The organism is Mesorhizobium sp. M0037, assembly GCF_040323635.1.
In the GTDB taxonomy this organism is placed as follows: domain Bacteria; phylum Pseudomonadota; class Alphaproteobacteria; order Rhizobiales; family Rhizobiaceae; genus Mesorhizobium.
Genome location: NZ_JAMYVB010000039.1, coordinates 1 through 10,439 on the forward strand (window position 1 = coordinate 1; position 10,439 = coordinate 10,439).

Below are 10,439 nucleotides of genomic sequence, written 5' to 3' on the forward strand. Positions count from 1 at the left end.
GGGGAGGGGGACGCCGCCGCCCCGCAACCGATGAGGTTTTAGAGCATGGCCGCCCCGGGCGAGAATCTGCGAATCAATTCAGACCGTTTGTGGGATTCCATCATGGAGATGGCGAAGATCGGCCCCGGTATTGCCGGCGGCAACAATCGCCAGACCGTGACCGACGAGGACGGCGAGGGACGGCATCTGTTCAAGCGCTGGTGCGAGGCGGCCGGGCTCGAAATGGGGCTCGACGAAATGGGCACCATGTTTGCCCGCCGGGAAGGCGCTGATCCCAGCCTGCCGCCGGTTTATGTCGGCAGCCATCTCGACACGCAGCCGACCGGCGGCAAATATGACGGCGTGCTCGGCGTGCTCGGCGGGCTGGAGATTATTCGCTCGCTTAACGATCTCGGCATCCAGACCAGGCATCCGATCGTCGTTACCAACTGGACCAATGAGGAAGGCTCGCGCTTTGCCCCGGCTATGATGGCGTCCGGCGTGTTCGCCGGTGTGCTCGATCAGGCGGACGTGTATCAGCACACTGATAAACAGGGCAGGAAATTTGGCGAGGAGCTGGAGCGCATCGGCTGGAAAGGCACCGAGAAAGTCGGTGATCGCAAGATCCACGCCTTCTTCGAACTGCATATTGAGCAGGGGCCGATCCTCGAGGACGAAGGCATCGACATTGGCGTCGTCACCCACGGCCAGGGCCTGAAATGGCTGCAGGTAACGCTGACCGGCAAGGAGGCGCATACCGGCTCGACCCCGATGCCCAAGCGCCGTAATGCCGGGCTCGGCATGGCTCGGGTCATCGAACTGGTGCACGAGATCGCCATGGACTACCAGCCCGACGCCGTCGGCGCGGTCGGCCACATGGAGGTGTTTCCGAACTCGCGCAACATCATCGCCGGGCGCACCGTCTTCACCATCGACATCCGCTCGCCCGAGAAGGAAGTGCTGGACGCGATGGATGGGCGCATACGCGAAGGCATCGACACAATCTGTGAGGCGCTTGACATCCAGTACAAGGTCGAGCAGGTCGGCGCTTTCGATCCGGTCACCTTCGATGCCGGCTGCGTCAAGGCGATCCGCGACGCCGCCGATCGGCTCGGCTATTCCCACCGCAACATCGTCTCCGGCGCCGGCCACGACGCCTGCTGGATCAACCGCGTTGCGCCGACCGCCATGGTGATGTGCCCCTGCGTTGACGGGTTGTCACACAACGAGGCTGAGGAAATCACCAAGGAATGGGCCGGCGCCGGCGCCGACGTGCTGTTCCATGCGGTGGTAGAGACAGCGGGGATCGTGGCGTGAACTAAGATCTGTATTCAAAACGACGCTCACAAGAAGCGCGAAGAGAACAAGGGAACACGACAATGACCAAAGTCATCCGAAACGGCACCATCGTCACCGCCGACCGCACCTGGAAGGCCGATGTGCTGATGCAGCACGGCAAGATCGTCGCCATCGGCTCGAACCTGCATGGCGACCATGAGTTCGACGCCAGCGGCTGTTACGTCATGCCGGGCGGCATCGATCCGCACACCCATCTCGAAATGCCGTTCATGGGCACCTATTCGGCCGACGATTTCGAGTCCGGGACGCGTGCGGCCCTTTCCGGTGGCACCACGATGGTGGTCGATTTCTGCCTGCCGGCGCCGCAGCAATCGCTGCTGGAAGCGTTGCAGATGTGGGACAACAAGACCTCGAAGGCTGCCTGCGACTACTCCTTCCACATGGCGATCACCTGGTGGGGCAAGCAGGTGTTCGACGAGATGGCCACCGTCGTCGACAGGGGCATTACCTCGTTCAAGCATTTCATGGCCTACAAGGGCGCGCTGATGGTGGACGACGACGAGATGTACGCGTCGTTCCAGCGCTGCGCCGACCTCGGCGCGCTGCCGTTGGTGCATGCCGAGAATGGCGACGTGGTTGCGGCGCTGTCGCAAAAGTTGCTCGCTGCTGGGAACAATGGCCCCGAGGGACACGCCTATTCGCGGCCGCCGGAAGTGGAGGGCGAGGCGACCAACCGCGCCATCATGATCGCCGACATGGCCGGCGTGCCGCTCTATGTCGTGCATGTGTCCTGCGAGCAGAGCCACGAAGCCATCCGCCGCGCCCGCCAGAAAGGCATGCGGGTGTTCGGCGAGCCGCTGATCCAGCATCTGACGCTGGATGAGAGCGAGTATTTCGACAAGGATTGGGACCATGCGGCGCGTCGTGTCATGAGCCCGCCCTTCCGCAACAAGCTGCACCAGGATTCGCTGTGGGCCGGCCTGCAGGCGGGATCGCTGCAGGTGGTGGCGACCGACCACTGCGCCTTCACCACCAAGCAGAAGCGCAATGGCGTCGGCGATTTCACCAAGATCCCGAACGGCACCGGCGGGCTTGAAGACCGCTTGCCCGTGCTGTGGACGACGGGCGTCAACACCGGGCGGCTGACGATGAACGAGTTCGTCGCGGTGACTTCGACCAACATCGCCAAGATCCTCAACATGTATCCTAGGAAGGGCGCCATCGTCGAAGGCGCGGACGCCGACATCGTGGTGTGGGACCCCAGCGCCAAGAAGACCATCACCTCGAAGAAGCAGCAATCGGTGATCGACTACAACGTCTTCGAAGGTTTTGAGGTGACCGGGCTGCCGCGCTTCGTCTTTTCGCGCGGCGAATTGTCGGTCGAGGAAGCGGAGGTCAAGGCCAAGCCCGGCCATGGCGAATTCGTCGCCCGCGAGCCGAACGCGGCGGTCAACCGGGCGCTGTCGACCTGGAAGGACATTACCGCGCCGCGCAAGGTGGAACGCACCGGCATTCCGGCGACAGGCGTTTGACGTTGCGGAGCCCGGGGGCGCTCATTTCACTGGTCGTGGCGATGGTGGTCGCTGGTCCGGCAACAGGGGCCGAGAGGCTGGCCGGCTCCTGGGGCAACGATGCCGGCTGTGTCTTTGCAAAGGCCGGTTTTCAGGGCCGGGACGATTATATCGTGCTGACCGCCGAAGGCATCGAGACCTATGGCAGCGGCTGCCGGTTCGCGCAGCAATTGACGTGGGCGCCGGGCACGCAATCGCTTGATGCGACCTGTTCCGCCGAAGGCGAGGCGGGGACGACGGCTGAAACCGTTGTGGTCACCAACAAGGGCGAGGGTGGGTTCTTCGTGACCATTCCCGGTCTTGAAGAAATGGGGCCGTTGCAACCGTGTTCGTGACGTTGGAGCTGGGGGAATGAGCGCGCGCGGTTTGGGGCCGTCTGTTGCGATGGTAGTCGTTCTGGCTGCGGGTCAGGCCCTTGCGGCAGGCATCGACCTGACGAAACCCTATGGGGACAAATATGGCTGCATCAACCGCAACGGCCAGGAAGTCGCCGCCGATCGGATGCTGCTTTTGACCGACGAGGCATTGGTCACCGCCGCCAGCGCCTGCACCTTCACGGACAAGCAGGCGCAGGCTGATGGGTCGCTGGTGGTGACGGCAACATGCGAGGCGGAAGGCGAAGAAGGACAGGAGCCGACCAAATTCACCATCAAGCGCAGCGCCAAGAACGCCAAGAAGCTGACGGTCGCCGACGACGACGGCAATGTCATGGGCGAAGTGGCGCGGTGCAAATGACGGCAGTCCCGTCAGCGTCAGGCCACCAGCGCATCCAGTTCCGGCAACAGGACGACGCTTTCCTGTTCATTGGGATCGGTGCGGGCGATGACGGCCGAGGACGGGGCGTTGCTCAGATTGGCCGGCAGATGCGGTACGCCGGCCGGGATGTAGAAGAGGTCGCCGGCCTTGACGACGATGTGGTTCTCGAGCCTGTCGCCATACCATGTGTGGACCTCGCCCGAGAGCACATAGATCGCCGTCTCATGGCTTTCATGCAGATGCGCCTTGGCGCTGGCGCCAGGCGGCAGGGTGAGCAGATGCATGCAGATGCCGGACGAGCCGACCGTCTCGGCTGCAATGCCGGCAAAATAGGTCAATCCCTGCTTGCCTTCATAAGTGCTTTCAGGACGGATAAGGTGACAAGTGGGTTTGGGCGACATCGGCAAGGCTCCGGGCGTCGATTGGGTGGGATTGGACGAGTGGAAAGCAACATCAACGCGAATGCAACGGCATTTCATCCTGGGCGGCTGCGAGAGGCAGGCAGCAAGCGATGACGGGACAATCGCCAGCCGTCGTCTCGGCAAGCAGACTTGGCCTTACCTTTCAGACCAATGACGGTCCGGTAGAGGCGCTCTCCAATGTCGACCTGACCATCGGCAAGGGCGAGTTCGTCTCCTTCATCGGCCCATCGGGCTGCGGCAAGACCACCTTGCTGCGCGTCATCGCCGATCTGGAAAAACCGACATCGGGCACGATCTCGGTCAACGGCATGACGCCGGAACAGGCGCGCGAGAAACGCGCTTATGGCTACGTCTTCCAGGCGGCAGCCCTTTTCCCGTGGCGCACGATCGAGCGTAACGTGGCGCTGCCGCTGGAGATCATCGGCCTTTCGAGAGCGGAGCAGGCCGAGCGCATCAAGCGCACGATGGAGCTCGTCAACCTCTCCGGCTTCGAGAAGAAATACCCCTGGCAGCTTTCCGGCGGCATGCAGCAGCGCGCTTCGATCGCCCGCGCGCTCGCCTTCGACGCCGACCTGTTGCTGATGGACGAGCCCTTCGGCGCGCTGGACGAGATCGTGCGCGACCATCTCAATGAACAGCTTCTGGAATTGTGGGCGCGCACCAACAAGACGATCTGCTTCGTCACCCATTCCATCCCCGAGGCGGTGTATCTGTCAACGCGCATCGTCGTCATGTCGCCGCGCCCAGGTCGGGTTACCGACATCATCGAATCGACGCTGCCAAAGGAGCGGCCACTGGACATCCGCGAGACGCCGGAATTTTTGGCGATCGCGGCCCGCGTGCGCGATGGCTTGAGGGCAGGGCACAGCTATGATGATTGATGGGGCGAACGACCGGCTGGCTCCTCTCCCCAACGGGGAGAGGGTGGCCGGAGCGAAGCGGAGGTCGGGTGAGGGGGCGGCGCCGACGGATCCGACCAAGAGAAATGTCGGGGCAACCGCTCGCGCCCGAAAGCTGCGGTTTGACGAGACCGAAGCTGAATACCGGCTTTGGGGGGAATTGAGAGGACGTCATCTCAACGGCTACAAATTTGTGCGGCAAGTGCCGCTCGGACCTTTCATCGCGGACTTCGTCTGCCGCGAGCAGGGGCTGATTGTCGAACTTGATGGCAGCCAACACGCGGATTCACTGACCGATCCCGCCAGGACAGCCTGGCTGAACGGACAAGGTTATTCGGTTCTGCGCTTCTGGAATCACGAAGTTTTGGCTGAGCGCCGAGCGGTCCTGGATACGATCTTGGCTTGTCTCGGCGGAAAGATTTCTACCCCCTCACCCGACCTCCGCTTCGCTCCGGCCACCCTCTCCCCGTTGGGGAGAGGAGGGCGCCCCGCTGGCGAGGCGCGATAGATGGACACCTTCCGCGAAAAACTCATCCCCGTGACCTCCATCCTCCTCGGCATGGTGGTGCTCTGGTATGTCTTCGCCGTCATCCTAAACGCGCCCTTCCAGCGCGACCTCGACCGGCGCGCCGGCGAAACCCACGGCACCGTCGAATTCATCGGCAAGACGCTGTCGCAGCCCAAGCCGAGGCTGCCGGCGCCGCATCAGGTGGCGGTGAACTTCTTCGAGAACACCTTCCTGCGGCCCATCACATCGAGCCGCAGCCTTGTCTACAATGCCTGGGTGACCCTGTCGTCGACGTTGCTCGGCTTTGCCTTCGGCACGGCGCTCGGCATCGTCATCGCGGTCGGCATCGTGCATGTGGCGACGCTCGACCGCAGCCTGATGCCGTGGATCATCGCCTCCCAGACGATTCCCATTCTGGCGGTGGCGCCGATGATCATCGTCGTGCTGGGGGCGATCGGCATCAGCGGTCTGATCCCAAAGGCGATGATCTCGACCTACCTGTCGTTCTTCCCGGTGACGGTGGGCATGGTGAAGGGCCTGCGCTCGCCCGAACTCATGCATCTCGACCTGATGCACACCTACAATGCCAGTGTCTCGCAGACCTTCTGGAAGCTGCGGGTGCCGGCCTCGGTGCCGTTCCTGTTCACCTCGATGAAGGTGGCGGTGGCGGCGAGCCTGGTCGGCGCCATTGTCGGCGAACTGCCGACCGGTGCTGTCGCCGGCATCGGCGCCAAGCTTTTGGCAGGTGCCTATTACAGCCAGTCCATCGACATCTGGTCCGCCCTTGTGGCGGGCTCGGTGGTGGCGGCCCTTCTGGTCATGGTGGTCGGCATAGCCGGGCGCCTCGTTGACCGCGCCATGGGCGGGAGGCCGGCATGAACTGGCTGAAGCCCTCCTGGCAAGCCGTGCTGGCCGTTGCGCTGTGCCTCGTCGCCGTCGCGCTCGGTGCGATGTCGAAGCCGGAAGCGGCCGCCCTTGCAGACCCGACGGCAAGCTTCGACTACCCCTATTTCGGGATAAAGACCCCGATGATCGGCCTGGCCGTGCTGGCAGGGCTGATCTCGATGATCAGAATTTCGCCGCTGGCCGAGGCTGCGGTGCTGTTCATCGGCGCTCATCTCGTCGCCTGGATGCTGATCTCGGGCATTACAGGTTTCGAAGGCACCGCATTGGCGCCGTATTTCCTGCTGCTCGCCGCTGCCTGGCTGCTGGCCTGGCGCTGTGTGGCGGTGCTGTCGGGGCTTCGCCCGATGGCAAAAGGGGCGCGGATGGCGCTGCGCCTCATCATCCCGGCGATCTTCGGCGCCTGGATCCTGATCATATGGGAAGCGGTGACGCGTGGCGCCGGCATTCCCTTCATCCTTTTGCCGCCGCCGAGCGCCATCGGTGTGCGCATCGCCAGTTCCCTGCCGGTGCTCGGCGCCGATATCAGGCAGACCATCTTCAAGGCGGTGATCTTCGGTTATGTCATCGGCAGCGGCGCCGGCTTCCTGGTGGCGATTGCGGCCGACCGCGTGCCGTTCCTGCGCCGCGGTCTGCTGCCGATCGGCAATATGGTCTCGGCGCTGCCGATCATCGGTGTGGCGCCGATCATGGTGATGTGGTTCGGCTTCGACTGGCCGTCCAAGGCCGCGGTCGTCATCATCATGACCTTCTTCCCAATGCTGGTGAACACGGTTGCCGGTCTTGACGCCTCCGGCCATATGGAGCGCGATTTGATGCGCACCTATGCGTCGGGCTACTGGCCAACACTCTTGAAGCTCCGGCTGCCGGCGGCAGCGCCCTTCATCTTCAACGCGCTGAAGATCAACTCGACGCTGGCGCTGATCGGCGCCATCGTCGCCGAGTTCTTCGGCACGCCGGTCGTCGGCATGGGCTTTCGCATCTCGACCGAGGTCGGGCGGATGAACATCGATATGGTCTGGGCCGAAATCGCAGTTGCAGCACTGGCGGGTTCGGTCTTTTATGGCGTGGTCGCTCTCGTCGAGAGAGCCGTCACGTTTTGGCATCCCTCTGTCCGTGGTGGATAGGGCGGTGGGTTCGGGTGTTAACTTCAGAGGGTAAAAACATGAAAAGACTGATCATACCGATGCTGGCCGGCGCGATGTCGCTGGCCGCGTTCCAGGCAATGGCCGCCGACAAGGTGACGTTGCAGCTGAAATGGGTCACGCAGGCGCAGTTTGCCGGCTACTATGTCGCCAAGGCCAAGGGTTTTTATGAAGCCGAAGGCCTCGACGTCGACATCAAGCCGGGCGGTCCCGATATCGCACCCGAGCAGGTGATCGCCGGCGGTGGCGCCGACGTCATCGTCGACTGGATGGGCGGGGCACTCGCCGCGCGCGAAAAGGGCGTGCCGCTGGTCAACATCGCCCAGCCGTTCAAGAAGGCCGGCATGGAGCTGGTCTGTCCGAAGGACGGCCCGATCAAGACCGAAGCCGATTTCAAGGGTCACACGCTCGGCGTCTGGTTCTTCGGCAACGAATATCCATTCTACGCCTGGATGAACAAGCTCGGCCTGAAGACCGAAGGCGGCCCGGACGGCGTCACGGTTCTGAAGCAGAGCTTCGACGTGCAGCCGTTGATCCAGAAGCAGGCGGATTGCATTTCGGTCATGACCTACAACGAGTACTGGCAGCTGATCGATGCCGGCTACAAGCCGGACCAGCTGACCGTGTTCAACTACTCGGCGATGGGCAACGACCTGCTGGAGGACGGGCTCTACGCCTCGGAAGACAAGCTCAAGGATCCGGCTTTCGAAGACAAGATGGTGCGTTTCGTGCGCGCCTCGATGAAGGGCTGGAAATATGCCATCGACAACAATGACGAGGCCGCGGGCATTGTCATGGACGGCGGTGGCCAGGACGAAAACCACCAGAAGCGGATGATGAGCGAAGTCGCCAAGCTGATCGACAATGCCGACGGCAAGCTCGACCCGGCGACCTACGAGCGCACCGCCAAGGCGCTGCTCGACCAGAAGATCATCACCAAGGCGCCGACCGGCGCCTACACCACGGCCATCACCGACAAGGCGATCAAATAAGCCTGGCCAGGCAATTTCGACCTCGAGAGCGGCGCCTTTGGCCAAATGTCAGAGGCGCCGTTCCTTTATGGTGTTCATGACGAAGCTGGTCTCGATCGAAGCGACGCATTTCAGCCGCGCGATCTTTTCCTTGATGAAGCGCTCGTACTGTTCGAGGCTGCCGGTCACCACCTTCAGCACATAGTCGCGCGACCCGGTGACGAGGTGGCATTCCAGCACCTCCTCCCACCCGCGGATGGCGTCCTCGAACATGACGATCTCGTCCTCGTTCTGGCGGCTGAGCCGAACGGTGGCGATGGCGACCATGTTCCAGCCGAAGGCTGAGGGATCAACCAGCGTGGTATAGCCCCGGATAATGCCGGCCTCCTCCAGCCGGCGTACCCTCCTCAAACATGGCGACGGCGACAGGCCGATGCGCTCCGCAAGCTCATTGTTGGTGATGCGGGCGTCGGCCTGCAGCTCGCGCAGGATCTTGCGGTCGAAATCGTCGGCTATCTTCTGCTGCACTTTTGCTCTCGCTCGGCAATTTGTTGCCGGGATGCAGCCATGCGAGGCCGAAAATAGCAAGGACTGGTGGACCGGGATCGCATAAATTGCTGGACGAGACTCCTCTAGAACGCAGGAAAAGCCATGACCGCGCCGCGCCCGTCGAAAACCCACATCGGCAACCACAAGCTCCATCCGGAAACGTTGATGTTGAGCTATGGCTTCGATCCGCAACTGTCGGAAGGCGCCGTCAAGCCGCCGGTGTTCCTGACCTCGACCTTCGTGTTCAAATCGGCGGAGGAGGGGCGCGACTTCTTCGACTACACATCCGGCCGCAAGGAGCCGCCGAGCGGCACGGCGTCCGGCCTGGTCTATTCGCGCTTCAATCATCCCAACTCCGAGATCGTCGAGGACCGGCTGGCGGTCTATGAGGGAACGGACGCCTGCATCCTGTTCTCGTCCGGCATGTCGGCGATCGCCACCACGCTGCTCGCCTATGCCCGTCCGGGCGATGTCATCTTGCATTCGCAGCCGCTTTACGGCGGCACTGAGACGCTTTTGACGCGCACGCTGTCCGGCTTCGGCATCGGCGCTGTCGGCTTCGCCGACGGCGTCGACGACAAGGCGGTGCGGGCCGCTGCTGATGCAGCGGTGGCGAAGGGGCATGTCTCGGTCATTCTCATCGAAACGCCGTCGAATCCGACCAACAGCCTGGTCGAGATCGCACTGATCCGGAAGTTTGCCGACGAGATCGGCGCAAGCCAAGGATCAACGCCGATCATCGTCTGCGACAACACGCTGCTCGGCCCGGTGTTCCAGCGACCGATCGAACATGGCGCGGATGTCTCCGTCTATTCGCTGACCAAATATGTCGGCGGCCATTCCGACCTGATCGCCGGTGCGGCGATGGGCAGCAAGGCGGTGACCAAGCCGATCAAGGCGCTGCGCGGCGCCATCGGCACGCAACTCGACCCGCATTCCTGCTGGATGCTCGGCCGCTCGCTGGAGACGCTGTCCATCCGCATGGAGCGCGCCAACGACAATGCGCGGCTCGTGGCCGAATTCCTGCGCGATCACGCCAAGGTCGAGAAGGTGCATTACCTGCCGTTCCTGGGCGAGGATACGGCAGCGGGACGGGCCTACAAGGCGCAATGCAGCGGCGCCGGGTCGACATTTTCTTTCGATATCAAAGGCGGAGAGAAGGCGGCCTTCGCATTTCTCAACGGGCTGCAAATATTCAAGCTGGCGGTGAGCCTCGGCGGCACGGAGTCACTCGCCAGCCACCCGGCGGCGATGACGCACTCCGGCATTCCCTTCGACGTGCGCCAGCGCATTGGCGTGCTGGAGACCACGGTCAGGCTGTCGATCGGCGTCGAGCATCCGGACGATCTTATCGCCGACCTGACGCAGGCGCTGGCAGCGGTCTGATAGCTCGCTTGTAGATATCAGGAAAGGGGCGATCGTCTTGGCAGCGTCGGC

At 62.9% G+C, this 10,439-nt stretch carries 12 protein-coding genes; 10 read left to right on the forward strand and 2 right to left on the reverse strand.

Translation table 11 applies throughout. The annotated features are described in order from the left end of the window. Positions 1-45: 45 nt before the first annotated feature. The 4 genes from NKJ78_RS30445 to NKJ78_RS30460 all read left to right on the forward strand — a co-directional run bounded on the left by NKJ78_RS30445 (position 46) and on the right by NKJ78_RS30460 (position 3,584). Entirely contained in the window at positions 46-1,296 is a 1,251-nt protein-coding gene (locus NKJ78_RS30445) for a Zn-dependent hydrolase (RefSeq protein WP_023690832.1), read from the forward strand. A 62-nt stretch (positions 1,297-1,358) separates the two neighbouring features. Next, complete coding sequence (gene hydA / locus NKJ78_RS30450; RefSeq protein ID WP_023682186.1) at positions 1,359-2,810, forward strand: dihydropyrimidinase; 1,452 nt, start codon at positions 1,359-1,361, stop codon at positions 2,808-2,810. After that, the gene (locus tag NKJ78_RS30455) at positions 2,807-3,184 is read left to right on the forward strand and encodes a hypothetical protein (RefSeq protein ID WP_023668216.1); all 378 of its coding nucleotides are present in this window, start codon (positions 2,807-2,809) and stop codon (positions 3,182-3,184) included. The genes hydA and NKJ78_RS30455 overlap by 4 nt, the downstream gene beginning before the upstream one ends. A 16-nt stretch (positions 3,185-3,200) precedes the next feature. Next, positions 3,201-3,584 carry a hypothetical protein gene (locus NKJ78_RS30460; protein ID WP_031194883.1) on the forward strand — a complete coding sequence of 128 codons (384 nt, stop codon included), beginning with the start codon at positions 3,201-3,203 and terminating at the stop codon, positions 3,582-3,584. 17 nt (positions 3,585-3,601) lie between these two features. On the opposite strand, the gene NKJ78_RS30465 is transcribed toward NKJ78_RS30460, so the two are convergent. Beyond that, complete coding sequence (locus NKJ78_RS30465; RefSeq protein WP_502901638.1) at positions 3,602-4,006, reverse strand: cupin domain-containing protein; 405 nt, start codon at positions 4,004-4,006, stop codon at positions 3,602-3,604. Between the two features lie 110 nt (positions 4,007-4,116). On the opposite strand from NKJ78_RS30465, the gene NKJ78_RS30470 reads away from it, so the two are divergent. From NKJ78_RS30470 to NKJ78_RS30490, 5 genes are read left to right on the forward strand one after another with little or no spacing between them, the layout of a single operon-like run. Continuing rightward, positions 4,117-4,908 (forward strand): ABC transporter ATP-binding protein, encoded by a 792-nt coding sequence (locus tag NKJ78_RS30470; protein WP_023687997.1) that lies wholly within the window; start codon positions 4,117-4,119, stop codon positions 4,906-4,908. Continuing rightward, positions 4,901-5,434, forward strand: a complete 534-nt coding sequence (locus NKJ78_RS30475) for an endonuclease domain-containing protein (protein WP_502903298.1) — start codon at positions 4,901-4,903, stop codon at positions 5,432-5,434. The genes NKJ78_RS30470 and NKJ78_RS30475 overlap by 8 nt, the downstream gene beginning before the upstream one ends. Next, positions 5,435-6,313 (forward strand): ABC transporter permease, encoded by an 879-nt coding sequence (locus tag NKJ78_RS30480; protein ID WP_352460217.1) that lies wholly within the window; start codon positions 5,435-5,437, stop codon positions 6,311-6,313. Then, complete coding sequence (locus NKJ78_RS30485) at positions 6,310-7,464, forward strand: ABC transporter permease (protein ID WP_352460218.1); 1,155 nt, start codon at positions 6,310-6,312, stop codon at positions 7,462-7,464. Before NKJ78_RS30480 ends, NKJ78_RS30485 begins: the two co-directional genes overlap by 4 nt. A 38-nt stretch (positions 7,465-7,502) precedes the next feature. Next, entirely contained in the window at positions 7,503-8,474 is a 972-nt protein-coding gene (locus tag NKJ78_RS30490; RefSeq protein WP_023682178.1) for an ABC transporter substrate-binding protein, read from the forward strand. Between the two features lie 48 nt (positions 8,475-8,522). Here the strand turns inward: NKJ78_RS30490 and NKJ78_RS30495 are convergent, their stop codons facing one another. Then, positions 8,523-8,981, reverse strand: a complete 459-nt coding sequence (locus tag NKJ78_RS30495) for an Lrp/AsnC family transcriptional regulator (RefSeq protein WP_023690839.1) — start codon at positions 8,979-8,981, stop codon at positions 8,523-8,525. A 123-nt stretch (positions 8,982-9,104) separates the two neighbouring features. On the opposite strand from NKJ78_RS30495, the gene NKJ78_RS30500 reads away from it, so the two are divergent. Then, positions 9,105-10,388 (forward strand): cystathionine gamma-synthase family protein, encoded by a 1,284-nt coding sequence (locus tag NKJ78_RS30500; RefSeq protein WP_352460219.1) that lies wholly within the window; start codon positions 9,105-9,107, stop codon positions 10,386-10,388. Positions 10,389-10,439: the final 51 nt, after the last annotated feature.

What these genes read in the sequence shown, in the direction of transcription:
- NKJ78_RS30445 (WP_023690832.1), top strand. Translation starts at nt 46, where the DNA reads ATGGCCGCCCCGGGCGAGAATCTGCGAATCAATTCAGACCGTTTGTGG.
- hydA (WP_023682186.1), top strand. Translation starts at nt 1,359, where the DNA reads ATGACCAAAGTCATCCGAAACGGCACCATCGTCACCGCCGACCGCACC.
- NKJ78_RS30460 (WP_031194883.1), top strand. Translation starts at nt 3,201, where the DNA reads ATGAGCGCGCGCGGTTTGGGGCCGTCTGTTGCGATGGTAGTCGTTCTG.
- NKJ78_RS30465 (WP_502901638.1), bottom strand. Translation starts at nt 4,006, where the DNA reads ATGTCGCCCAAACCCACTTGTCACCTTATCCGTCCTGAAAGCACTTAT.
- NKJ78_RS30470 (WP_023687997.1), top strand. Translation starts at nt 4,117, where the DNA reads ATGACGGGACAATCGCCAGCCGTCGTCTCGGCAAGCAGACTTGGCCTT.
- NKJ78_RS30475 (WP_502903298.1), top strand. Translation starts at nt 4,901, where the DNA reads ATGATTGATGGGGCGAACGACCGGCTGGCTCCTCTCCCCAACGGGGAG.
- NKJ78_RS30480 (WP_352460217.1), top strand. Translation starts at nt 5,435, where the DNA reads ATGGACACCTTCCGCGAAAAACTCATCCCCGTGACCTCCATCCTCCTC.
- NKJ78_RS30485 (WP_352460218.1), top strand. Translation starts at nt 6,310, where the DNA reads ATGAACTGGCTGAAGCCCTCCTGGCAAGCCGTGCTGGCCGTTGCGCTG.
- NKJ78_RS30490 (WP_023682178.1), top strand. Translation starts at nt 7,503, where the DNA reads ATGAAAAGACTGATCATACCGATGCTGGCCGGCGCGATGTCGCTGGCC.
- NKJ78_RS30500 (WP_352460219.1), top strand. Translation starts at nt 9,105, where the DNA reads ATGACCGCGCCGCGCCCGTCGAAAACCCACATCGGCAACCACAAGCTC.